Source organism: Pseudomonas sp. RW407 (assembly GCF_003176655.1).
GTDB classification, from domain to species: domain Bacteria; phylum Pseudomonadota; class Gammaproteobacteria; order Pseudomonadales; family Pseudomonadaceae; genus Pseudomonas; species Pseudomonas delhiensis.
Map to the genome: position 1 here is coordinate 680,121 of NZ_QGSL01000107.1, position 22,200 is coordinate 702,320.

22 protein-coding genes and 1 riboswitch are annotated in these 22,200 nt (G+C 70.3%); of the genes, 13 read left to right on the forward strand and 9 right to left on the reverse strand.

The genetic code is table 11. The annotated features are described in order from the left end of the window. Positions 1-45 precede the first annotated feature (45 nt). The 5 genes from DK254_RS27125 to DK254_RS27145 form a co-directional block, all read right to left on the reverse strand. Entirely contained in the window at positions 46-744 is a 699-nt protein-coding gene (locus DK254_RS27125) for a pirin family protein (protein WP_109936312.1), read from the reverse strand. 129 nt (positions 745-873) lie between these two features. After that, positions 874-1,638 (reverse strand): L-cystine ABC transporter ATP-binding protein TcyN, encoded by a 765-nt coding sequence (tcyN, locus tag DK254_RS27130; RefSeq protein WP_109936313.1) that lies wholly within the window; start codon positions 1,636-1,638, stop codon positions 874-876. Next, entirely contained in the window at positions 1,635-2,306 is a 672-nt protein-coding gene (gene tcyL, locus DK254_RS27135; protein ID WP_177412132.1) for a cystine ABC transporter permease, read from the reverse strand. The genes tcyN and tcyL overlap by 4 nt, the downstream gene beginning before the upstream one ends. Beyond that, positions 2,306-3,109 (reverse strand): cystine ABC transporter substrate-binding protein, encoded by an 804-nt coding sequence (gene tcyJ, locus DK254_RS27140; RefSeq protein WP_109936315.1) that lies wholly within the window; start codon positions 3,107-3,109, stop codon positions 2,306-2,308. The genes tcyL and tcyJ overlap by 1 nt, the downstream gene beginning before the upstream one ends. Before the next feature lie 112 nt (positions 3,110-3,221). Next, on the reverse strand, positions 3,222-4,220 hold the full coding sequence (locus DK254_RS27145; RefSeq protein WP_109936316.1) for a D-cysteine desulfhydrase: 999 nt from the start codon (positions 4,218-4,220) through the stop codon (positions 3,222-3,224). A 189-nt stretch (positions 4,221-4,409) separates the two neighbouring features. Here DK254_RS27145 and hflK point away from each other — a divergent pair, with 189 nt between their 5' ends. The 9 genes from hflK to DK254_RS27190 all read left to right on the forward strand — a co-directional run bounded on the left by hflK (position 4,410) and on the right by DK254_RS27190 (position 13,498). After that, entirely contained in the window at positions 4,410-6,383 is a 1,974-nt protein-coding gene (hflK, locus tag DK254_RS27150; protein WP_109936317.1) for a protease modulator HflK, read from the forward strand. Beyond that, a complete protein-coding gene (gene hflC / locus DK254_RS27155; protein WP_109936318.1) occupies positions 6,380-7,399 on the forward strand; it encodes a protease modulator HflC in 1,020 nt (339 codons plus the stop codon). The genes hflK and hflC overlap by 4 nt, the downstream gene beginning before the upstream one ends. Next, positions 7,392-8,417, forward strand: coding sequence for an SPFH domain-containing protein (locus tag DK254_RS27160; RefSeq protein ID WP_109936319.1), 1,026 nt, complete (start codon positions 7,392-7,394; stop codon positions 8,415-8,417). The genes hflC and DK254_RS27160 overlap by 8 nt, the downstream gene beginning before the upstream one ends. Before the next feature lie 99 nt (positions 8,418-8,516). Continuing rightward, positions 8,517-9,005, forward strand: coding sequence for a hypothetical protein (locus DK254_RS27165; RefSeq protein WP_256595967.1), 489 nt, complete (start codon positions 8,517-8,519; stop codon positions 9,003-9,005). Between the two features lie 12 nt (positions 9,006-9,017). Beyond that, positions 9,018-10,988 (forward strand): cation-translocating P-type ATPase, encoded by a 1,971-nt coding sequence (locus DK254_RS27170; RefSeq protein WP_109936320.1) that lies wholly within the window; start codon positions 9,018-9,020, stop codon positions 10,986-10,988. Between the two features lie 69 nt (positions 10,989-11,057). Then, the gene (locus DK254_RS27175; RefSeq protein WP_009618454.1) at positions 11,058-11,261 is read left to right on the forward strand and encodes a hypothetical protein; all 204 of its coding nucleotides are present in this window, start codon (positions 11,058-11,060) and stop codon (positions 11,259-11,261) included. Positions 11,262-11,354: 93 nt separating this feature from the next. Then, a complete protein-coding gene (locus tag DK254_RS27180; protein ID WP_009618451.1) occupies positions 11,355-11,612 on the forward strand; it encodes a hypothetical protein in 258 nt (85 codons plus the stop codon). A 2-nt stretch (positions 11,613-11,614) separates the two neighbouring features. After that, positions 11,615-12,382, forward strand: a complete 768-nt coding sequence (gene cobF / locus DK254_RS27185; RefSeq protein WP_089391904.1) for a precorrin-6A synthase (deacetylating) — start codon at positions 11,615-11,617, stop codon at positions 12,380-12,382. Positions 12,383-12,472: 90 nt separating this feature from the next. Next, complete coding sequence (locus DK254_RS27190) at positions 12,473-13,498, forward strand: Fic family protein (protein ID WP_109936321.1); 1,026 nt, start codon at positions 12,473-12,475, stop codon at positions 13,496-13,498. A 199-nt stretch (positions 13,499-13,697) separates the two neighbouring features. Here DK254_RS27190 and DK254_RS27195 read toward each other — a convergent pair whose 3' ends face one another. Genes DK254_RS27195 through DK254_RS27210 form a run of 4 tightly spaced genes read right to left on the reverse strand, consistent with a single transcriptional unit; the run spans position 13,698 to position 17,187 of the window. Next, positions 13,698-14,318 (reverse strand): ABC-type transport auxiliary lipoprotein family protein, encoded by a 621-nt coding sequence (locus DK254_RS27195; protein WP_109936322.1) that lies wholly within the window; start codon positions 14,316-14,318, stop codon positions 13,698-13,700. Beyond that, positions 14,315-15,253, reverse strand: coding sequence for an MlaD family protein (locus DK254_RS27200; protein WP_109936323.1), 939 nt, complete (start codon positions 15,251-15,253; stop codon positions 14,315-14,317). Before DK254_RS27200 ends, DK254_RS27195 begins: the two co-directional genes overlap by 4 nt. Beyond that, on the reverse strand, positions 15,254-16,042 hold the full coding sequence (locus tag DK254_RS27205; RefSeq protein ID WP_089391857.1) for an ABC transporter ATP-binding protein: 789 nt from the start codon (positions 16,040-16,042) through the stop codon (positions 15,254-15,256). It abuts the gene before it with no gap. Next, positions 16,039-17,187, reverse strand: coding sequence for an ABC transporter permease (locus DK254_RS27210; RefSeq protein WP_109936324.1), 1,149 nt, complete (start codon positions 17,185-17,187; stop codon positions 16,039-16,041). The genes DK254_RS27205 and DK254_RS27210 overlap by 4 nt, the downstream gene beginning before the upstream one ends. Positions 17,188-17,318: 131 nt before the next feature. On the opposite strand from DK254_RS27210, the gene DK254_RS27215 reads away from it, so the two are divergent. From DK254_RS27215 to bluB, 4 genes are all read left to right on the forward strand, one after another. Next, on the forward strand, positions 17,319-19,358 hold the full coding sequence (locus DK254_RS27215) for an FUSC family protein (RefSeq protein WP_109936325.1): 2,040 nt from the start codon (positions 17,319-17,321) through the stop codon (positions 19,356-19,358). Positions 19,359-19,380: 22 nt separating this feature from the next. Beyond that, a riboswitch (cobalamin riboswitch) is annotated at positions 19,381-19,602 on the forward strand. Between the two features lie 225 nt (positions 19,603-19,827). After that, positions 19,828-20,439, forward strand: a complete 612-nt coding sequence (cobO, locus tag DK254_RS27220) for a cob(I)yrinic acid a,c-diamide adenosyltransferase (protein WP_109936326.1) — start codon at positions 19,828-19,830, stop codon at positions 20,437-20,439. Beyond that, positions 20,439-21,734, forward strand: a complete 1,296-nt coding sequence (locus DK254_RS27225; protein ID WP_109936327.1) for a cobyrinate a,c-diamide synthase — start codon at positions 20,439-20,441, stop codon at positions 21,732-21,734. The genes cobO and DK254_RS27225 overlap by 1 nt, the downstream gene beginning before the upstream one ends. Continuing rightward, the coding region (gene bluB, locus DK254_RS27230; RefSeq protein ID WP_109937316.1) for a 5,6-dimethylbenzimidazole synthase at positions 21,731-22,200 on the forward strand (470 nt) is incomplete at its 3' end. The genes DK254_RS27225 and bluB, both read left to right, overlap by 4 nt.

The window sequence follows — 22,200 nt, forward strand, 5'->3', positions numbered from 1 at the left end:
AAAAGGGCACGTAGACGCGTGCCCTTTTTCGTTTCGCCATGACCGTCAGGCAACATCCACCAGAATCACCTCGCTGTCCTCCAGCGCCGTCACCTTCACCATCGCTTCCTCGGCGATGGCAGCGCCGTCGCGGGCGGCGAGGGGCACGCCGTTGACTTCCACCTTGCCGGTCGCCGGCACCAGGTAGGCGCGGCGGTCGGCGCCCAGGGGGTACTCGGCGCTTTGCCCGGCCTTCAGGGTGGCGGCCACCAGGCGGCCGTCGGCGCGGATGCGCAGGGCGTCCTCGTCGCTCTCAAAGCCGCTGGCGAGGGTCACGAAGCGGCCGGCGCGGTCGCCTTTGGGGAACGGCTTGGCGCCCCAGGACGGCGTGCCGCCGCGTTGCGTCGGCAGGATCCAGATCTGGAAGATCCTGGTCACGTCCTTTTCCAGGTTGTACTCGGAGTGGACGATGCCACTGCCGGCGCTCATCACCTGCACGTCGCCCGCTTCGGTGCGGCCCTTGTTGCCTAGGCTGTCCTGGTGGGTGATCGCACCCTGGCGCACGTAGGTGATGATTTCCATCTCGTGGTGCGGGTGCGGCGGGAAGCCGGTGCCCGGGTCGATCTCGTCGTCGTTCCAGACGCGCAGGTTGCCCCAGCTCATGCGCTCGGGGTCGTAGTACTCGGCGAAGGAGAAGTGGTGCTTGGCGTTGAGCCAGCCGTGGTGAGCGCCGCCGAGCTGGTCGAAGGGTCTGCGTTCGATCATGGGATCAGTCCTCTTGGGGCGCAAGGCCGACGGAGTGGCCGGCCTGCGCGGTTCATGGAGGCTATGTTGATCCCGATCAAGTCGATAAAAAAGCGCAAATATCCGAGCTTTGGTATCGAATAATATGATCTATTCGGAGCGACCCTGCTCGGGGTTGAGGAACTTGCTGAGGAATTGCCGGGTGCGTTCCTCGCGGGGATGGGCGAACAGCGTCTTGGCGTCGCCCTGTTCGACGATCACCCCCTTGTCGATGAAGATCGCCCGGTTGGCGACGTCGCGGGCGAAGCTCATCTCGTGGGTGACGATGACCATGGTGCGCTTTTCCTGGGCCAGGCCGCGGATGGTCGCCAGCACTTCGCCCACCAGTTCCGGGTCCAGCGCCGAGGTGGGTTCGTCGAAGAGGATCACGTCCGGCTGCATGGCCAGGGCCCGGGCGATGGCCACGCGTTGCTGCTGGCCACCGGAGAGGCGCTTGGGATAGGCATCCTCCTTGCCGGCCAGGCCGACCTTGGCCAGCAGCTGGCGGGCGCGCTGCACGGCGCTCTCGCGGGGCTCCTTCTTGACGATCACGGGGCCTTCGATGACGTTCTCCAGCGCGGTGCGGTGGGGGAACAGGTTGAAGTTCTGGAACACGAAGCCGACGTGCTGGCGCAGCTTGCGGATCAGCCCCTGCTGCGGCTTGAGCGGGCGCGAGGCGTCGATCTCGATGTCGCCGACACGGATGGTCCCGCCGTTGGGGATCTCCAGCAGGTTGAGGCAGCGCAGCAGGGTGGTCTTGCCCGAGCCGCTGGGGCCGATGATCGCCACCACCTCGCCGGCCGCGACCGAGAGGTCGATGCCCTTGAGCACCTCCTGGCCGCGGAACCGCTTGGTGAGCTTGCGTACCTCGATCATGCCTCGTGCTCCTGGTCATGGCGGTTGACCCGCGCTTCCAGGCGGTTCTGCAGGTGCGCCAGGACGCTGGCGAGCACCCAGTAGATGAGCGCCGCGGTGAGGTACATGGTGAACACCTCGAAGGTCCGCGCGGTGATCAGCTGTGCCTGGCGGAACAGCTCCGGCACCTGGATGGTGGCAGCCAGGGCGGTGTCCTTGACCAGCGAGATGAAGCTGTTGCCCAGCGGCGGCAGGGCGGTGCGCGCGGCCTGCGGCAGCACCACCCGGCGCAGCGTCTGGGCGCGGGTCATGCCGATGCTGGAGGCCGCCTCCCACTGGCCGCGGTCGATGGAGCCGATGGCCGCGCGGAGGATCTCGCAGACGTAGGCGGCCATGTTCAGCGAGAAGCCGATCAGCGCCGCCGGCAGCGGGTCCAGCTCCAGGCCCAGCTGCGGCAGGCCGTAGTAGATCATGAACAACTGCACCAGCAGCGGCGTGCCGCGGAAGAAGGACACGTAGATGCGCGCGAGCCAGCTGAACACTGCGTGGCCGTACAGGCGCGCCAGGGCGAGGAGAAACCCCAGCAGCAGCCCGAAGAACATGCCGCCTACGCTGAGGACTACCGTGAAGACCGCGCCCTTGAGCAGGAAGGGCGCGGAATCCAGCGCAAGCTGCAGGCTTTCGTCGATCATTGGGTCACGTCAGCCTGGAACCACTTCTCCGAGAGTTGCTTCAGCGAACCGTCGGCCTTGAACTTCTCGATGGCCTTGTTCAGCGCGCCGAGCAGCTCGGGGTTGCCCTTGCGCAGGGCGATGCCGGCTTCCTGGCGGGCGAAGGGCGCGCCGGTCAGGGCCATGGCGCCCTTGGTCTTGTTGACCATGTCGAAGGCTGCCAGGCGGTCCACCAGGATCACGTCGATGCGCCCGCTGCGCAGGTCCTGGAACTTGGTCGGGTCGTCCTCGTAGGTGCGCACGTCGGCCTGCGGCACGTTCTGCTTCAGCCACTGCTCGTAGTTGGTGCCCAGGCCCACGCCGACCTTCACCCCGGCGAGCTTCTCGGGCTTGTCGTATTTGCTTTCGTCGCCCTTGCGCACCAAGGCCTGGATGCCCGAGACGGTGTAGGGCTCGGAGAAGTCGTACTTCTTCTTGCGCTCCTCGGAGATGGTCACCTGGTTGATCACCACGTCCAGGCGCTTGGATTCGAGGGCGGCGAGGATGCCATCCCACTTGGTCGGCTGGAACTTGGCCTTCACCCCCAGCTCCTTGGCCAGCAGCTCGGCGAAGTCCACCTCGAAGCCGGACAGCTTGCCGCTCTCGTCGACGAAGCTGAAGGGCGGGTAGGTGCCTTCCAGGCCGACCTTGATCGCGCCGTTGGCCTGGATCTGTTTGAGCAGGTCCTCGTCGGCCGAGGCCTGCTGGCCGAGGAAGCTGACGCCGAGGGCCAGGGTCAGGCCGGCGAAGATGAAACCGCGTCGCAGGATGGAGAAGTTCATGGTTGCCCTCGTTCTTGGTGTTTCAAGCAGGTTAGTAGGCCGCGGGACTATAGGGGGTCAATGGTTATGCAATAAAATAATAAAATTTCTTATTCATATAACCCGTGTGAATTCACAGGAACGCCGGGTAGGCGAACAGCGCCGGGGCGCCGCCGGTATGCAGGAACAGCAGCGGGCCGTCGGCGAAGCGGCCCTTGGCCACGCCGTCGAGCAGGCCGGCCATGGCCTTGCCGGTGTAGACGGGGTCGAGCAGCAGGCCCTCGGTCGCGGCGAGCAGGCGCAGCGCGTCCAGGGTGCCGGCGTTGGGCTCGCCATAGCGCGGGCCGAAGTAGGCGTCCCACAGGTGCACGGCGCAATGCGCCGCCAGCGGCCGCCCGAGCAGGTCCGCGGTGCGTTGCGCCAGGCCTTCCACCTTGGGCCGCTGGGCGGCGTCGGGGCGCGAGACGGTGACGCCGATCACCGGGGTTTCCGGCAGTGCCTCGGCCAGCGCCAGGGCCATCCCGGCGTGGGTGCCGGCGCTGCCGGAGGCGAGCACCACGGCGGCGAAGTGGCGGCCGCTGGCGCGCACCTGCTCGGCCAGTTCCAGGCCGGCGCGCACATAGCCCAGGGCGCCGAGGGCATTGGAACCGCCGATGGGCACCAGGTAGGGCTTGCGCCCCTGGGCGCGCAGGCGCTCGCAGGCCTGCTCCAGCAGGGCGTCGGCGTCGTCGAGGTTGGCGACCGCTTCCACCTGGGCGCCGAACAGGTCGAGCAGCAGGCGGTTGCCGTTGCCCAGGTAATTGGCGTCGGCGGTGCCGATGGGGTTTTCCAGCAGGGCCAGGCAGCCCAGGCCCAGGCGCGCGGCCAGCGCCGTGGTCTGGCGCACGTGGTTGGACTGGATGGCGCCGGCGGTGACCAGCACGTCGGCGCCGGCGGCCAGCGCATCGGCGGCTAGGAACTCCAGCTTGCGCACCTTGTTGCCGCCCATGGCCAGCGGGGTGAGGTCGTCGCGCTTGACGAAGATCTCCCGGCCCAGCCGCGCCGACAGCCGCTCCAGCTTGTCCAGTGGAGTGGGGGCGCCGACCAGGTCGAGGCGGGGGAAGCGGGCGAGGGATTCGCGCAGGGAGCTCATCGGGGACCTCGGCGGTACTTGAACGGTTCGCCAAGATAGAACGCTGCGGGGCCGCGCGGCAAATCGCGGACGGGGCTTTTCTTTGCGCCGAGTCTCGACGAGAATTTCACCCCGACTGTTATAAGGTTACATTTTGTTTCCCTGCGCGCCGATGTACCGGCTGGCCCCATGGCCGCCTCTGGAGTTGTGATGCGAGTCGACCTGGACACCGCGGGTGAGGACCTGCAGGCGCTGCCGCGCTTCCAGCAGGCCGCGGTGCATGCCCGGCGCCTGTTCGCCCTGGCCCTGGGCTGCGCCGTGCTGGCTGGGCTGCTGTTCCTCCTGGCGATCCTCATCGGCCTGTTCGCTGCCCGTTCGCCCTGGCTGCCATTGCTGTGCAACAACGCCGCGGCCTTGCTGCTGCTGGCCGCGGCGGCGCAGTCGGCCTGGCGTGTGGACGCCTGGCGGGCGCGGGCGCTGGGGCAGGAGCCGGGGCTGCGCTGGTTCGGCGGGCGCGAGGCGGCGCAGGAGGCGCTGCCGCCCGAGGCGCTGAGCGCCTATGACCGCTTCCTCGACAGCATCGGCCGTGGCATCCGCGGGTTGTTGCTGCGCGTCGGTCCCGGCGCGCTCTGGCTGGCGGGGCTCGCCGTCGCCGCGCTGCTGGTGGTCCGCGCTGGCTGGAGCCTGGCGCTGCCGGGGGCCGACCTCGGCCAGGCGGCCTATGTCGGCGCCGGCCTGCTGTTGCTGGGCGCCTTCGGCCTGTTGGTGCTGGAGCGCCACCTTGCTGCCAGCACCGCGGCCCAGTGGCCGGAGGCCGCCGCCCTGGCGCCGCTGCTGCGGCTGGTCATCGCCGTGCAGCTGCTGTCGCTGCCCGGCCTGCTGTTCGCCAGCGCCGACAATCTCTGGCCGGTGCGCCTGCTGGTATTGCTCGGCCTGCTGCCCGCCGCGGTGGCCGTGGAGCTGCTGGCGCGCGCGGTGTTTTCCGCCTTCCTGCCGCAGCGCGGGCGCGAGGAGCCGCGTCTGGTCGCCCGTAGCCTGGTGGCCGGGCAACTGCGCTGGCCGCCGCGGCCGCTGCAGTTCCTGCAGGACGAATTGCAGCAGCGCTTCGGCATCGACCTGCGCCAGGTCTGGGCGTTCGCCTTCATGCGCCGCGCCTTCCTGCCGGTGGCCGCGCTGGTGGCGCTGGTGGGCTGGCTGCTCAGCGGCATCCACGAGGTGCCCCTGGACGGCCGCGGCGTCTACGAGCGCTTCGGCAAGCCCGAGGCGGTGCTGCAGCCGGGCCTGCATTCCGGGTTGCCCTGGCCGTTCGGGCGGGTGATCGCGGTGGAGAACGGTGTCATCCACGAGCTGGCCACCTCCGGCGATTCCGCCGTCGCCGACCCGCCGGGCCCGGCCGAGGGCCCCGCGCCGGACAGCGCCAACCGCTTGTGGGACGCTTCCCACCGCAGCGAGAAATCCCAGGTGATCGCCAGCGCCGCCGACGGCAAGCAGAGCTTCCAGGTGGTCAACATGGACGTGCGCTTCGTCTACCGCATCGGCCTGAGCGATGCCGCGGCCCTGGCCGCCACCTACAACAGCGCCGACGTACCGGCGCTGATCCGCAGCACGGCCAGCCGCGTGCTGGTCCACGACTTCGCCTCGCGCACCCTGGACAGCGTCCTCGGCGGCCAGCGCGAGGCCCTGGCGCAGGACATCGGCAAGGCCGTGCAGGCCGACCTCGACGACCTGCACAGCGGCGTGGAAATCCTCGCCACCGTGGTCGAGGCCATCCACCCGCCGGCCGGTGCGGCGAATGCCTACCACGGCGTGCAGGCGGCACAGATCACCGCCCAGGCATTGATCTCCCGCGAGCGCGGCAAGGCCGCCGAACAGAGCAACGAGGCCCGCCTGGCCGCCAGCCAGGCGGTGGACAAGGCCAACGCCGACGCCCGCGAGACGCTGGCCGCGGCCCGGGCCGCCGACCTGCGCTTCGGCGCCGAGCGCAAGGCCTGGCAGGACGCCGGTCAGTCGTTCCTGCTGGAACAGTATTTCGCCCGCCTGGGCCAGGGCCTGGGCAGTGCCAGCGCTCTGGTCATCGACCACCGACTGGGCGCCGGCGATGCGCCGACCCTCGACCTGCGCGGCTTCCTCGCCGCGCCCTTCGACCCGGCGCGCAAGCCGGCCAAACAGGAGCTCGCCCCTTGAGTTCGTCGCACAGCCACGACCACGCGCACCACGACCACGAGCACGGCCACCCTCATCACGACCATGAGCACGCCGGCGGCGGACCCATGCCCTGGCGGCGCATGGCCCTGGCCGCGCTGCTGGTGCTGTTCGCCGCCGCCAGCGCCTGCCTGGTGCAGGTGCGCTCCGGCGAGGCGACCGTGGTCACCCGCTTCGGCAACCCGGTGCGGGTGCTGCTGCAGCCGGGCCTGGCCTGGCGCCTGCCGGTGCCCTTCGAGGCGGCCATCCCGGTGGACCTGCGCCTGCGCACCACCTCCAGCGGCCTGCAGGACGTCGGCACCCGCGACGGCCTGCGCATCATCGTCCAGGCCTACGTGGCCTGGCAGGTGCAGCCCGATTCGGACGACGTGCAGCGCTTCATGCGCGCCGTGCAGAACCAGCCGGACGAGGCGGCGCGGCAGATCCGCACCTTCGTCGGCTCGGCCCTGGAAACCACCGCCAGCGGCTTCGACCTGGCCGACCTGGTGAACACCGACGGCGGCAAGGTGCGCATCGCCGACTTCGAGCAGCGCCTGCGCGGGCAGATCGACAAGACCCTGCGCGACACCTACGGCGTGCGCGTGCTGCAGGTGGGCATCGAGCGCCTGACGCTGCCCTCGGTGACCCTCGGCGCCACCGTCGACCGCATGCGCGCCGAACGCGAGACCATCGCCACCGAGCGCACCGCCGAGGGCAAGCGCAAGGCCGCCGAGATCCGCTCCGCCGCCGAGCGCGACGCGCGCATCCTGCAGGCCGACGCCACGGTCAAGGCCGCCGACATCGAGGCGCAGTCCCGCGTCGAGGCGGCGCAGATCTACGCCAAGGCCTACGCCGGCTCGCCCGAGCTGTACAACCTGCTGCGCTCGCTGGACACCCTGGGCACCATCGTCAACTCCGGCACCCGCCTGGTCCTGCGCACCGACGCCGCGCCTTTCCGCGTGCTGGTGGACGGCCCGCCGCAACTGCCGGCGCCGAAGCCGGGTGCGCAGCATGACTGAGCGCGGGGAGGGCGGCAGCCCCTGGCTGCAGGCCGGGCGCCTGGCGTTCGTCGCACTCTATGGCGTGACGCTGCTGGCGGCGCTCGGCTGGGCGCTGTCCAACGTCCGCGAGGTCGGCCCGGACAGCCGCGCCGTGGTGCTGCGCATGGGCGCCCTGCAGCGCATCGCCAACCCCGGCCTGCTGCTGGCCTGGCCGCGGCCCTTCGAGCAGGTGGTGCTGCTGCCGGCCGCCGAGCGGGTCATCGAGCGCCGGGTGGAAACCCTGCTGCGCTCGGCCCAGGCGCAGAAGGCCGACCTCGACGTCAGCCTGGTCAACGACGCCACGGCCGGCTCCGGCTACCTGCTGACCGGCGACGCCGGCGTCGTGCAGCTGGACGTGCGGATGTTCTACAAGGTGGTCGACCCCTACGCCTACGTGCTCCAGGGCGAGCACGTGCTGCCGGCGCTGGACCGCCTGGTGGCGCGCAATGCTGTGGCCGTGTGCGCGGCCCGCGACCTGGACACCATCCTGGTCGCCCGCCCCGAACTGGTCGGCAGCGACAGCGCCGTGGCCGAGCGCCGCGAGCGCCTGCGCGGCGACCTGCAGCAGGGCGTCAACCAGAGCCTGGCGGCACTGGCTGCCGCCGGCAGCGGGCTGGGCATCGAGATCGAGCGGGTGGACGTGCAGTCCTCGCTGCCGCGCGAGGCGGTGAGCGCCTTCAACGCCGTGCTCACCGCCAGCCAACTGGCCGAGCAGAACGTCGCCAGCGCGCAGAACGACGCCGCGCGGCAGACCCAGGCCGCCACCCAGGCCGCCGACCGCACCCAGCAGGTGGCCCGCGCCCAGGCCGGCGAGCGCCTGGCCAAGGCCCATGCCGACACCGCCACCATCGCCAGCCTGGCCGCCAGCCAGGACCCGGGCCTGCTGTTGCGGCTGTACCGCGAGCGGGTGCCGGGCATACTCGCCAAGGCCGGTTCGGTGACCACGGTCGATCCGCGCGACGCCGGCCGCCTGATCCTCCAGGGGCCGCAGCCGTGAAGCAATGGGCGGACAGATGTCACACGGACGCGCTAGGCTCGCCGAGGGCCACGGGCCCGACACCCACATTCCGAGAAAACACCTAGGGCGGGACACTCCATGAACGCTGTCGCTTACCGGCACTCCTCCACTCCGTCGCGGGGCAACCGCTGGCGCCCCCTGGGCGCACTGCTGCTGGCCCTGGGCATGCTGCTCGGCGCCGGCAGCGCCGAGGCCGGCCGCGAGCTGCCCTCGGGCATGCTGGTGGGCGTGGTGGACAGCGCCAGCTTCCCGGTCATCACCCTCAAGCGGCCCAAGCCCAACCTGCTCAAGCAGGTGGTCAGCCTGGGGCTGTACGAAAAGACCGTGAGCTACCCGGTGGCCGTCTCGGTGCGGATACGCACCGAGAACAACCTGTTCATCGTCAACGGCCTGATGCCGCAGCTGAAGGACAAGTTCGTCGCGCTGAAGACTGGCCAGAGCGGCCAGATCAACCAGATCTGGGTGCTGACCGAAGCCGAGGCCGAGGAATACGTGAAGCGCCCGGACACGCGCTTCCCACCCCGGGCGACCATCCTCAAGGATGACGACACCGCGTCGACCCAATGACCTGAGCCATCGATGAGCGCACACCACCACCACGGCCATCACCATGGCCACAGCCATGGCCATCTCACCGGGGCCATGCTCAGCCGCGACGAGCAGCGCGCCGCCGCCCGCCAGCTGAGCCTGGCCATGCTCGCTCTCGGCCTGCTGCTGCTCGGCCTGCTCTGGCGCTGGCTGGCGCCGCAGCAGGAGGGCGTGGCGCAGCTGCTGCTGGGCGTCGCCTCGCTGCTGGTGGCGGTGCCGGTGCTGCGCTCGGCCGCCGCCAGCCTGCGCCACCCCAGCCTGCACGGCATCACCGACCAGTTGATCGCCTTGGCCATGCTCGGCGCCTGGGCCACCGGCGACCTGCTGACCGCCGCGCTGCTGCCGATCATCATGATCTTCGGCCACGTGCTGGAAGAGCGCAGCGTGATCGGTTCCCAGGAGGCCATCGAGGCCCTTGGCCGCCTGACCCGCAGCCAGGCCCGGCGGATCCGCGCCGACGGCGCCGTGGAGGAAGTGGACAACGCCCAGCTGCGCGCCGGCGACCAGGTGGAAGTGCGCGCCGGCGACCGCGTACCGGCCGACGGCCGGGTGCTGGACGGCCAGGCCAGCCTGGACACCGCGCCCATCACCGGCGAGTCGGTGCCGCTGGAGGCCGGCGCGGGGATGGAGGTCTACGGCGGCGCCATCAACCTCGACGGCCTGCTGCGCATCGAGGTGACGCGTACCGGCGAGGAATCCACCCTGGGCAAGGTGATCGCCCTGATGCAGCGCGCCGAACGCGCCAAGCCGCCGATCACCCGCCTGCTGGAGCGCTACGCCGGGCGCTACATGGTGCTGGTGCTGCTGATCGCCGCGGTCACCTGGTTCGTCACCAACGACCCCCAGGCCATGCTCGCCGTGCTGGTGGCCGCCTGCCCCTGCGCCCTGGTGCTGTCGGCGCCGGCCACGGCCATCGCCGGCATCGCCGTGGCGGCGCGCCACGGCATCCTGATCCGCAGCTCGGCCTTCCTCGAGGAACTGGCCGACCTGACCTCGCTGGTGGTCGACAAGACCGGCACCCTGACCCACGGCAGCCTGCGCCTGCAGGCCCTGCGCGGCGAGCCGGGGGAAGATTCGGCGGCCCTGCGCCAGCTGGCCGCCAGCCTCGGCGCGGCCAGCAGCCACCCGGTCAGCCGCGCCCTGGCCGCGCTGGTGCCCCACGACGCCTACCACCCGCTGGAAGACATCCGCGAACGCCAGGGCCTGGGCGTGCTCGCCCACACCCCGCAGGGCGAGGCGGCCCTGGGCCGGCCCGAACTCTTCGCCCAGCTGGGCATCGCCACGGCGCCGGTGCCCGAGCACGACGGCCCCATCGCCGGCCTGGCCCTGGGCGGGCGTTTCCGCGCCTGGCTGCTGCTGGCCGACAGCCTGCGTCCGGAAGCGCCCCGGGCCATGGCCGAGCTGCGCGAACTGGGCCTGGGCCGCCAGCTGCTGCTCACCGGCGACCGCCGCAGCGTCGCCGAGGGCGTGGCGCGCGAGGTAGGCATCGCCGAGGTCAGCGCCCAGGCGCTGCCGGAAGACAAGCTGCGCCGCGTCGGCGAGGAAATCGACAAGGGTTTCCGCCCGCTGGTGGTGGGCGACGGCATCAACGACTCGCTGGCGCTCAAGGCCGGCGTGGTCGGCGTGGCCATGGGCGCCGGCGGTGCCGACATCGCCCTGGCCTCGGCCGACGTGGTGCTGATCGGCAGCGACCTGCGCCGCCTGGGCACCTGCGTGCGGCTGAGCCGCCAGTGCCGGCGCACCCTGCAGGTCAACGTGGCGATCGGCCTGGGCTGGACCCTGGCGATAGTCGCGGCCGCCGCCTTCGGCCTGCTCGGCGCCGCCGGGGCGATGATCGCCGCCGTGCTGCACAACCTCAGCACCCTGCTGGTGCTGGGCAACGCCGGGCGCCTGCTGCGCTTCGACGAAAGCCTCGGCCAGGCGCGCCCGGCGGGGCCCGCGGGGCAACCGGTCGGCGCCTGAGCAGCAGCGGGCGTGGCGCCTATCGGGTATGATGGGCGCCGTTTCCGTATCCCTCATCCGGTCCACACCATGACTTCCTCGCAACAGCCGCCGCGCGACGACAGCGCGGACACCCCGGCCCAGGCCCCGCTGTCCCTGGCCGAACTGACCCGTGCCGCCCTTGCCGCGCAGAAGGACGCCGCCGCCGGCTACCAGCCGCGCAAGGCCCACGACAAGGACGTGCGCCGGCCGCCGGCGCCCCGCGGCTCGCGCCGCTCCATGGGCAAGCGCTGAGGGAGCAAATGGCCGCCGGGCTTGTCGAAGCAGGCCTGACATCCTCAGAATGACCGGCGTCGCACCTTTGCCGGTCGCAGACAAGGAGAGGCAATGAAAGCGATTCCCCTGTTGCTCGGCGCCAGCCTGCTGGTGCTGGGCGGCTGCAAGACCTTCGGCGGCCACTACGAGATCGACGCCGTCGACGCCAACGGGCAGAAGCTCAACAAGAAGTCCTTCCTGGCCCAGGGCAGCGGCATCTACACGGTGCGCAACGCGCTCTGCTCCAGCTATCCCAAGGCCACGGTGATCATCCGTGACATCGACGCCGACCAGGAACTGGAAGGCGAAAGCCCCTACCACTGCAAATGACCATGAAACGACTGCTGCTGATCGGCGTGGGCGCCGGCGACCCCGAGCAACTGACCATCCAGGCGGTCAAGGCGCTGAACCGCGCCGATGTCTTCTTCCTGCTCGACAAGGGCGCCAGCAAGACCAAGCTGCTCGACCTGCGCCGCGACATCTGCGAGCGATACGTCGAGCGCACCGATTACCGCGTGGTGGAAGCCGCGTTGCCGGAGCGCGAGCGCGGCGTGGCCGACTACGCCGGCAGCGTGGTGGACCTCAATGCGGCCAAGCAGGCGTTGTTCGAGCAGCTGATCGACGAGCACGTGGCCGACGGCGGGTGCGGCGCCTTCCTGGTCTGGGGCGACCCGGCGCTGTACGACAGCAGCATCCGCATCCTCGACGCCATCCTCGCCAGCGGCCGGCTGCGCTTCGACTACGAAGTCATCCCCGGCATCACCAGCGTGCAGGCCCTGGCCGCGCGCCACCGCATTCCGCTCAACCACATCGGCGGCGCGGTGCAGATCACCACCGGCCGCCGCCTGGCACGCGAGGGCATGCCCGCCGGCGTGGACGACGTGGTGGTGATGCTCGACGCCCAGGACAGCTACACCGGCCTGCGCGGCCAGGACCTGGAGATCTTCTGGGGCGCCTACGTCGGCACCCCGGACGAGCTGCTGGTCGCCGGGCGCCTGGACGAAGTCGCCGAGCGCATCCGCGAGACCCGCCTGGAGGCCCGCGAGGCCAATGGCTGGATCATGGATACCTATCTGTTGCGGCGGGTGGAGAATCAATAACGTGCGCTCGGTGTTTGCCACGGGTGGCAGTGCCACCAATGTACGCACTATCGCTTCGGATGCCTGCGCAGACTCGGACCAGATATCGCCATGAAGGCCTATGAACCACCGCTTGCCCTTTCCGCTTCACTGCTGCGATTGGTCGGTGAAATCTGCGAGCGGGTCGGCCGACTTTCGGTGGGTGGCGACTCGGCATTGACGCCTCAACTACGGCGCGGCAACCGTATCCGTACCATCCAGGCCTCTCTGGCCATCGAAAACAACACCCTCAGCGTCGAGCAGGTCACTGCCGTGCTGGAGGGGAAGCGGGTGCTGGGATTGCCCCGTGAAATCCAGGAAGTGCGCAATGCCTTTCGCGCCTATGAATACCTGCCTTCCTGGCACCCGACCTCTCAACCCGATCTATTGGCAGCCCACGCCAGCCTGATGGAAGGGCTCATCGACGACGCGGGGCATTTTCGACAGGGCGGTGTTGGCATCTACCGGGGTGACCAACTGCTACACATGGCGCCGCCGGCCAACCGTGTCCCGACGCTGGTGGGGCAGTTGCTGGAGTGGCTGGGCCATACGGACTGGCACCCGCTACTGGCGAGTTGTGTTTTTCATTACGAGTTCGAATTCATTCACCCGTTCGCCGATGGCAACGGGCGCATGGGGCGACTCTGGCAGACCTTGATACTCAGTCGCTGGAATCCGCTGTTGGCTTATTTGCCGGTGGAGACGGTCATCCATGCTCAGCAGGAGGCCTACTACGCGGCCTTGGCCGAGGCCGACCATGTTGCACAGGCGACACCCTTCGTTGACTACATGTTGCGGGCATTACTGGCAGCCATGGACGAAGTCGCGCAGACCGAACAAGTAAGCGATCATGTTACCGATCAAGTAAACGAGAGCGTGCAACAGCTGTTGCAGGCTTTCAACAAGGGAGAAGCCCTCAAGTCCTCGGAAATCATGCGTAGGTTGGGGTTGTCGCACCGGCCAACCTTCCGGAAGAACTACCTGGGGCCGGCGATGGCGTCCGGATTGCTGGAAATGACCCAACCGGATTCGCCGCGCAGTCCCCTGCAGTGTTATCGCTTGACCGATCCGGGTTGGCGCAGGCGGGTTTCCGACTAGCCGTGGCGATGGGTATCGCTTCGCTCAACCCATCCTGCGAAAGGCGCTCCGTAGGGCGTATAACCGTTCGCGGTTATACGCCGATACACCGGGGCCACAGCCAACACCGAGGTTGGCCTTGGCGCCGCCGGGGACCGAGGCCAAACGGCGGATAACGCCGTAGGCGTTATGCGCCCTACGTGCCATGGGGGGCGGTCTTTCACCGCTCGAACTTCTGCGCCTGCCCCTGCTGCAGCGTCCACCCCACCACTTCGGCCGCCAGGCGGTCGGTGGCCTGGCCGAAGGCCGTGACCACTTCCGGCACCTTTTCCCCGGCCGCCGGCTGGCGGACCTCGAAGCGGCGCGTCGCGACGATGCGCTGGGTGGCGCTGCGCACCAGGCGGGCTTCGAGGATGACCACCGCTTCCACGCCCTTGTCGCGGTATTCGCCCTGGAAGGCGCGCAGGTCGCCGCCCAGTTCCAGGTCGGCCTGCAGGCTGACCTCGTCGCTGCTCAGGGCCTGGATGCGGCCGTCGGCGCGGAAGGCGTCGAGCAGGCGGTCGCGCAGCAGCGGCGGGGCGCCGTCGGCCCAGCGGGCGCCCTTGTAGACGCTGAGCAGGTCGCCCCTGGGCTGCACGGCGATGCGGTTGCTGTCCAGCACCTGGCTGGCCCGGGGCGCCAGCACCCGCAGCGACCAGTCCACCGCCGGGGTGGCGTGCGGCGGTTGTTGCTGCGCCGGCAACAGGTAGACGTCCGGGGTCTCGGCCCTGGGCAGGATCGAGCAGGCCCCGAGCAGGGCGGCGAGGGCGCTGTAGCCGAGCAGGCGCAGGGGGGCCTTCATGGTTGGAACTCCTTGGTGCGGTTGCCGCCGAACAGGTAGTTGGTCGGGTTCTCTTCCAGGCGGCGGGTCACCCGCTGCAGGTTCTCCAGGGTGGCGCGCAGCTCGCGCACCGCCGGGCCTATCTCGCCCAGGCCGTTCAGCCCGCCGTTCACCGAGTCGTAGTTGCTGTCCAGCAGGCGGTCGATCTTCTCGCTGCTGCGCTGCAGCGCGGTGAGGGTCTGCTGGGCGCTGAGCAGGGTGTCCTTGCCCTGGCTGCCGAGCAACTGGTTGGCGTTGCCCAGCAGTTGGCTGGCATTGGCCAGGGTCAGCTTCGCCTGTTCGCTGGCCGCGGCCAGTTCCTGCACGGTGCGGCGGATGTCGCCGCGCTGCTCGGCGATCACCGCGGTGGCCTGGTCGATGTGGTCGAGGGTGCGGCTGATGCGGTCGACGTTATCCTGGGAGAACATGCGGTTGACGTTGTTGATCAGGTTGCTGACGTTGGTGGCGATGTCCTCGCCGTTGGCCAGCAGCTTGCTCAGTGGCGAGGGGATGGTCTTGATCACCGGCACCTGGCCGTCCTTGCCCACCAGCGGCGGGCTCTCCGGCGAGCCGTTGCTGAGCTGGATGATGGCGGTGCCGGTGACCCCGGTGATGGCCAGCTTGGCGCGGGTGTCCTGGCGGATCGGCGTCTGGTCGAACACGCGGATGCGCGCCAGCACCTTGCGCGGGTCCTGCGGGTCGAGGCGCAGGCTGACCACGTCGCCGACCTTGATCCCGCTGTACTGCACGGTGCCGCCCTGGGACAGGCCGGTCACCGCCTCGGTGAAGATCACGTCGTAGTAGTTGTACTGCTGGTCGCTGCTGTTCTTGGCCAGCCACAGGCCGAAGAGCAGGCCGCCGATGGCCACCAGCACGGTGAACAGGCCGATGACCACGTGGTGGGCGCGGGTTTCCATTCAGTTCTCCTCCCGCAGGCGGTCCGCCGCCTGCTGCGCGGCACGGCCGCGCGGGCCGTGGAAATAGTCCTGGACCCAGGCGTCGGGGTTGGCGGCCACCTCGTCGAGGCTGCCGACCACCAGCACGCGTTTCTGCGACAGCACCGCGACGCGGTCGCAGATGGTGTAGAGGGTGTCCAGGTCGTGGGTGACCAGGAACACGGTGAGGCCGAAGGCCTCGCGCAGGGTCAGGATCAACTGGTCGAAGGCCGCCGCGCCTATGGGGTCGAGGCCGGCGGTGGGCTCGTCGAGGAACAGGATGTCCGGGTCCAGGGCCAGGGCGCGGGCCAGGGCGGCGCGCTTGACCATGCCGCCGGACAGCTCCGAGGGGTATTTGTCGCCGGCCTCCGGCGGCAGGCCGGCCAGGGAGATCTTCACCTTGGCCAGGTACTCGGCGTCCTCGCGGGCCAGCCCGGCGTGCTCGATCAGCGGCAGGCAGACGTTCTCGCTGACGGTCAGCGAGGAGAACAGCGCGCCGTTCTGGAACAGCACGCCGAAGCGCCGCTCGATCCTCGAGCGCTGCTCCGGCGGCAGCTCCAGCAGGTTCTGCCCGAACACCTGGATCCGCCCTTCCTGGGGCCGGCGCAGGCCGATGATGGCGCGCAGCAGCACCGACTTGCCGGTGCCGGAGCCGCCGACCACGCCGAGGATCTCGCCGCGGCGCACGTCCAGGTCCAGGTGCTCGTGCACCGCGTGGTCGCCGAAGCGGTTGCACAGGTCGCGGACCTGGATGATGGCTTCGTCGCTCACCAGCCCATCTCCATGAAGAACAGCGCGGCGACGGCGTCGATGAGGATCACCGCGAAGATCGACTGGACCACCGCCGAGGTGGTGTGCTCGCCCACCGACTGCGCGCTGCCGCTGACGCGGAAGCCTTCCAGGCAGCCGATCACGGCGATCACGAAGGCGAACACCGGCGCCTTCACCAGGCCGACCAGGAAGTGCTGCACGGCGATGTCGTTCTGCAGCATGACCATGAACATGCGCGGCGAGATGTCCAGCGACAGCGCGCAGACCACGCCGCCGCCGACGATGCCCGAGAGCATGGCGAGGAAGGTCAGCAGCGGCAGCACCAGCAGCAGTGCCAGCACCCGCGGCAGCACCAGCAGTTCCATCGGGTCCAGGCCCAGGGCGCGGATGGCGTCGATCTCCTGGTTCGACTTCATCGAGCCGATCTGCGCGGTGAAGGCGCTGGCGGTGCGCCCGGCCAGCAGGATGGCGGTGAGCAGCACGCCGAACTCGCGCAGGAACGAGAAGCCCACCAGGTCGACGGTGTAGATGGCCGCGCCGAACTTGTTCAGCACGGTGGCGCCGAGGAAGGCCACCACGGCGCCGACCATGAAGGTCAGCAGGGCCACGATGGGCACGGCGTCCAGGCCGGTCTGCTCCATGTGCGCGGCCAGCGAGGTGGGCCGCCAGCGCCGTGGGTCGAGGGCGCAGCGCAGCAGGCTTTCGAGGGTCAGGCCGATGAAGCCGAGCACGCCCACCAAGTCCTTCCAGAAGGTTTCCATGGCGCAGCCGATGCGTTCCAGCAGGTCGGCCAGGGCGTTGTTCGGCGGCGGCTTCTTCTCGTGCAGGCGGCACTGGGTGATGGAACTGCCCACCGCGCGCAGCAGGTCGCGGCGCTCCCTGGGCACGTCCGCGGCGATCTCGTCCAGGCGTTGCAGGCCGCTGGCGCCGATCAGGTCGGCGAGCAGGCTGGCGCCGGCGGTATCGAGGGCGCCGAGTTGGCGGAAGTCGAAGCCCCCGGCATGGGCGCGCTGGCCGTCCAGCGCGCCGACCTGGCGCTGCAGGTCGGCGAAATGGGCGAGCGTCCAGTCGCCGCTGACTTGCAGCAGGGGCGGGGAGGCGGAGGTGTCCAGGCGCAGCTGGCCGGCTTGAGCGGTTTCGGTCATCCCACGGAGTCTAGCGGAGTTGTATGGCGGCACCATCCGTCGCCTTTCACCCTAGGAGGTTACAGGATGTTTCTTGACATTGTTAGCAAGCTATTTAATAGTTCGATCAACGATTTTGCCGGTATGTCTGCATGCCTGCCTTCCTTTCGCCATTCGTCGAGTTCTTCCGCGCCGTGCTGCGGCCGCGCCGCACGGACCTGCAGTTCGCCACCAAGTCGGTGCTGGCCGGTATTCTCGCCCTCTACCTGGCGTTCCGCTTTGAGTTGCAGCAACCGCAGTGGGCGCTGGTCACGGTGTTCGTGGTCAGCCAGCCGCTGAGCGGCATGGTGCTGGCCAAGAGCGTGTTCCGCCTGCTCGGTACTTGCATCGGGGCCATGGTCTCGGTGGCGCTGATTGCTCTGTTCGGCCAGGCGCCGCTGCCGTTCCTGCTGGCCATGGCCGCCTGGCTGGCGTTCTGCACCGCCGGCGCCTCGCTGCTGCAGAACTTCTCCTCCTACGGCTTCGTCCTCGCCGGCTACACCACGGCAATCATCGCGCTGCCTTCCAGCGCCGCGCCCATGACGGTGTTCGACCAGGCCGTGGCGCGCTGCTCGGAGATCGGCCTGGGCATTCTCTGCGCCTCGCTGGTGAGCATCGTGCTGTGGCCGCGGCGCGTGCAGCAGCAACTGGCGGAGCAGGGCAAGGGCGCCTGGGAAACCGGTCTGCAGGCGGCCGCTGCCGAACTGACCGGCGCCGACGAGCGCGGCCCGCTGATCCGCGCCATGGGCCGCATCGTGACGGTGGACGCGCAGCGCGAACACGCCTGGTTCGAGGGCGAGAGCGGCCGCCGCCGGGCCCAGGCGCTGCGGGTGCTGAACGCCGATCTGCTGGGCCTGCTGCGCGCGGCGCGCAAGGTGGCGCGGGAATGGCGGCTGCTGGACCAGGCGTCCGCCACCGCGCTGGAGCCCTGGCGGCGCGAGGTCATGGACCTGCTGGAGCAGGCCGGGTACCGCGCCTTCGAGGACTGCCGCGAGCGCCTGGGCGAAGCCGCGCAGGCCCGCGACAGCGCCCAGCAGCGCCTGTGCCTGGAATGCCTGGGGCGCACCCTGGCGATGGCCGGGCAGGCCCGGCGCAGCATGCAGGCGCTGGTCTACGGCGAGGCGCCGCGCAACGCGCCGGGGGTGATCGTCTGGCACCGCGACATCGAACGCGGGCTGCTCTACGGCCTGCGCAGTGCCCTGGCATTCCTCTGCGTGTCGGCGTTCTGGCTGGCCACGGCCTGGCCCAGCGGCCTGGGCGCGGTGTCCATCACCGGCGTGGTGCTGAGCCTGTTCGCCAGCCGCGACAACCCGGCCGGCGCCGGCCTCAACTTCCTGCGCGGCATCGTCCTGTCGGTACCCTTCGCCGGCGTCGCGGGCCTGGTGATACTGCCGCTGTGCGACGGCTTCCCGGCGCTGGCCCTGGTGCTGGGCGTGCCGTTGTTCATAGCCGCACTGTGCATGACGCGGCCCGCCATCGCCGCCATCGCCTCGTCCTTCTGCATTTTCTATGTGAAGAACATCGGGCCGAGCAACGAGATGAGCTACGACCTCGGCCACTTCCTCAACTCGGCGCTGGCCACGGTGGTCGGCGTGGCCTTCGCCGTGCTGGTGTTCAACCTGGTGCGCCTGGCGCCGGGGCAGCGCCACTACCGCCGCGTGCTGGCGGCCATCCTCGCCGACCTGGCGCGGCTCACCCGCGGCCCGCTGCCGGTGGCGGAGGTGTGGTTCGACGGCCGCAGCGCCGACCGCCTGCTGCGCCTAGCGCAGTTCTACAGGAACCTGCCGGCCGAACGCCGTGCGCGCTGGCGCGGCGGCCTGCTGGCGCTGGACCTGGGCGACGAGCTGCTGTTCCTCCGCGCGCGCCTGGCCGCGGCCCGCGGCCCCGTACGGCGGGCCCGCGACGCCTACCTGCTGCGCCTGCACGACCTGCTGCTCGCCGGTGGCCCGCGCGCCGGCCGCGAGCAGGCCCTGGATGCGGCCAGCGTGGCGCTGTTCCAGGCCCTGGAGGGCGACCACCGGCTGCCGGCCGAGGACCGCGAACTGGCCCGCGCCACCCTGGTCCAGCTGCAGTTCATCTGGCTGCGCTGGTGCCGCCAGGACCCGGCCGCGACGCCGGCGCCGGCGGCGCGACCCATCGCCGCCGCCGATTGACCGGCCACCCCGCCAGCCTCTAAGCTGCGCGCCTGCTACAGGTGCCTTCAGTCATGGCTGAAGGTGAAACAGGGAAGCCGGTGGAACCGAGCCTTTTCGGTCATTCCGGCGCTGCCCCCGCAACGGTAGGCGAGTCACGCGGTCGCAACAGCCACTGTGCCAACGGCATGGGAAGGCGCGGCCGGGGAAGTCCCAGGACCTCCACTCGCGAGCCCGGAGACCGGCCCGTAGCGACGACGACGCGCCGGAAGCCGTCGGGCGCTGCCCAGGCCGCGCTCCGATCGCCCCGCGTCATCCCGGTTTTTAGCCGCGCGGGTGAGAGCGGTGGAGCGATCAGGCAGATGAGCAATTCCCCTCCAGCCCCGGCCCCGCGCCGCCCGGCTGCGTTCCTTCGTCACTCCCGCATGCCCCATCAGCCACGGTGCCCCGGCGCCGCGAGCACGGCCGTCCGCGGCCAGGAGACAGAACGATGAGCGAGACCCCGGAAAAGGACGAGCGCCACCGCGCGCGCATGCAGCGCAAGAAGGAAGTGGTCGACGAGAAGATCGCCCAGGCCCGGGACGAACGCGGCGTGCTGCTGGTGCTCACCGGCAACGGCAAGGGCAAGAGCAGCTCGGCCTTCGGCATGCTCGCCCGCGCCCTCGGCCACGGCATGCGGGCCGGCGTGGTGCAGTTCATCAAGGGCGCCGCCAGCACCGGCGAGGAAGCCTTCTTCCGGCGCTTTCCCGAGGAAGTGCGCTACCACGTGATGGGCGAGGGCTTCACCTGGGAGACCCAGGACCGCCAGCGCGACATCGAGAAGGCGCAGCAGGCCTGGGGCATCGCCCGCGAACTGCTGGCCGACCCGGCCATCGGCCTGGTGGTGCTGGACGAGCTGAACATCGCCCTCAAGCACGGCTACCTGGAACTGGACGCGGTGCTCGCCGACATCGCCGCGCGCCCGGCGCACCAGCACGTGGTGGTCACCGGCCGCGCCGCGCAGCCGGGGATGATCGAGGCCGCCGACACCGTCACCGAGATGGGCCTGGTCAAGCATGCCTTCAAGGCCGGCATCAAGGCGCAGAAAGGGGTGGAGTTCTGATGCCGCAAGCGCGCCAGTGCCCGGCGCTGCTGATCGCAGCTCCCGCCTCGGGGCAGGGCAAGACCACCGTCACCGCCGCCCTGGCCCGCCTGCACGCGCGCCAGGGGCGCAGGGTGCGGGTGTTCAAGGTCGGCCCGGACTTCCTCGACCCCATGATCCTTGCCCGTGCCAGTGGCGCGCCCGTGCACCAGCTCGACCTGTGGATGGTCGGCGAGGCGCAGAGCCGGCGCCTGCTGTGGGAGGCGGCCGGGGAGGCCGACCTGATCCTCATCGAGGGGGTGATGGGCCTGTTCGACGGCACGCCCTCGGCCGCCGACCTGGCGCGCACCTTCAACGTCCCGGTGCTGGGCGTGATCAACGGCCAGGCCATGGCGCAGACCTTCGGCGCCCTGGCCGTGGGCCTGGCCACCTACCAGCCGGGCCTGCCGTTCTCCGGGGTGCTCGGCAACCGCGTCGGCAGCCAGCGCCACAGCGACCTGCTGCGCGACAGCCTGCCGGAGTGGATCCGCTGGTACGGCGCGCTGCCGCGCAGCGCCGAGCTGGAGCTGCCCAGCCGCCACCTGGGCCTGGTGCAGGCCGAGGAGCTGGCCGACCTGGATGCGCGCCTGGACGCCGCCGCCGATGCCCTGGCCGCCAGCAGCGCGGTGGACCTGCCGCCGCCGGTGAGCTTCGCGGCGCCGGCCGCGCGCGAGGTGCAGCCGTCCCTGGCCGGCGTGCGCATCGGCGTGGCGCGCGATTCCGCCTTTGCCTTCCTCTACCAGGCCAACCTCGACCTGCTGCGCGAACTGGGCGCCGAGCTGTGCTTCTTCTCCCCGCTCAGCGACGAATGCCTGCCGGAGGTGGATAGCCTCTACCTGCCCGGCGGCTACCCCGAGTTGCACCTGGCACAACTGGAGAACAACCGCGCCATGGCCGCTGCCATCCGCGCCCATCACGCCGCCGGCAAGCCGCTGCTGGCCGAGTGCGGCGGCATGCTCTACCTGCTCGACGGCCTGACCGACGCCAATGGCCTATGCGGCCAACTGCTCGGCCTGCTGCCCGGCCGCGCCACCCTGCAGAAGCGCCTGGCCGCCCTGGCCCTGCAGGAGGTCGAGCTGCCCGAGGGCCCGTTGCGCGGCCACACCTTCCACCACTCGCTGCTGGACACCGGCCTGGAGCCGGCCCTGCGCGGCAGCTGCCCGAACGCCAAACCGGTGGCCGAGGCGGTGTTCCGCCTGGGCCGCCTGACCGCGTCCTACATCCACTTCTACCTGCCGTCGAACCCGATGGCCGCCACCGCGATCTTCCGCCCATGACCGAGCACGCCTACAGCCCCGAGGAGCGCGCGGCCATCTACCGCGCCATCGCCGAACGCCGCGACATGCGCCACTTCAGCGGCGGCGAGGTGGCCCCGGAGCTGCTGGCGCGCCTGCTGGAGGCGGCGCACCAGGCACCCAGCGTCGGGCTGATGCAGCCCTGGCGCTTCATCCGCATCACCCGCCCCGAGCTGCGCGAGGCCATCCACGGCCTGGTGGAGCGGGAGCGGGTGAAGACCGCCGAGGCCCTGGGCGAGCGCTCCGAAGAATTCATGCGGCTGAAGGTCGAAGGCATCCGCGACTGCGCCGAACTGCTGGTGGCGGCCCTGGCGGATGGCCGCGAGGCCCACGTCTTCGGCCGCCGTACCCTGCCGCAGATGGACCTGGCCTCGCTGGCCTGCGCCATCCAGAACCTCTGGCTGGCGGCCCGCGCCGAGGGGCTGGGGCTGGGGTGGGTGTCGCTGTT

Bases quoted from the DNA above. Each gene is read 5' to 3' on its own strand.
- DK254_RS27195 (WP_109936322.1), bottom strand. From the start codon at position 14,318: ATGAAGGCCCCCCTGCGCCTGCTCGGCTACAGCGCCCTCGCCGCCCTG.
- DK254_RS27190 (WP_109936321.1), top strand. From the start codon at position 12,473: ATGAAGGCCTATGAACCACCGCTTGCCCTTTCCGCTTCACTGCTGCGA.
- DK254_RS27180 (WP_009618451.1), top strand. From the start codon at position 11,355: ATGAAAGCGATTCCCCTGTTGCTCGGCGCCAGCCTGCTGGTGCTGGGC.
- tcyJ (WP_109936315.1), bottom strand. From the start codon at position 3,109: ATGAACTTCTCCATCCTGCGACGCGGTTTCATCTTCGCCGGCCTGACC.
- DK254_RS27145 (WP_109936316.1), bottom strand. From the start codon at position 4,220: ATGAGCTCCCTGCGCGAATCCCTCGCCCGCTTCCCCCGCCTCGACCTG.
- DK254_RS27210 (WP_109936324.1), bottom strand. From the start codon at position 17,187: ATGACCGAAACCGCTCAAGCCGGCCAGCTGCGCCTGGACACCTCCGCC.
- DK254_RS27175 (WP_009618454.1), top strand. From the start codon at position 11,058: ATGACTTCCTCGCAACAGCCGCCGCGCGACGACAGCGCGGACACCCCG.
- tcyN (WP_109936313.1), bottom strand. From the start codon at position 1,638: ATGATCGAGGTACGCAAGCTCACCAAGCGGTTCCGCGGCCAGGAGGTG.
- cobF (WP_089391904.1), top strand. From the start codon at position 11,615: ATGAAACGACTGCTGCTGATCGGCGTGGGCGCCGGCGACCCCGAGCAA.
- DK254_RS27125 (WP_109936312.1), bottom strand. From the start codon at position 744: ATGATCGAACGCAGACCCTTCGACCAGCTCGGCGGCGCTCACCACGGC.
- DK254_RS27225 (WP_109936327.1), top strand. From the start codon at position 20,439: ATGCCGCAAGCGCGCCAGTGCCCGGCGCTGCTGATCGCAGCTCCCGCC.
- DK254_RS27200 (WP_109936323.1), bottom strand. From the start codon at position 15,253: ATGGAAACCCGCGCCCACCACGTGGTCATCGGCCTGTTCACCGTGCTG.
- cobO (WP_109936326.1), top strand. From the start codon at position 19,828: ATGAGCGAGACCCCGGAAAAGGACGAGCGCCACCGCGCGCGCATGCAG.
- hflK (WP_109936317.1), top strand. From the start codon at position 4,410: ATGCGAGTCGACCTGGACACCGCGGGTGAGGACCTGCAGGCGCTGCCG.
- DK254_RS27165 (WP_256595967.1), top strand. From the start codon at position 8,517: ATGAACGCTGTCGCTTACCGGCACTCCTCCACTCCGTCGCGGGGCAAC.
- DK254_RS27160 (WP_109936319.1), top strand. From the start codon at position 7,392: ATGACTGAGCGCGGGGAGGGCGGCAGCCCCTGGCTGCAGGCCGGGCGC.
- DK254_RS27215 (WP_109936325.1), top strand. From the start codon at position 17,319: ATGCCTGCCTTCCTTTCGCCATTCGTCGAGTTCTTCCGCGCCGTGCTG.
- DK254_RS27170 (WP_109936320.1), top strand. From the start codon at position 9,018: ATGAGCGCACACCACCACCACGGCCATCACCATGGCCACAGCCATGGC.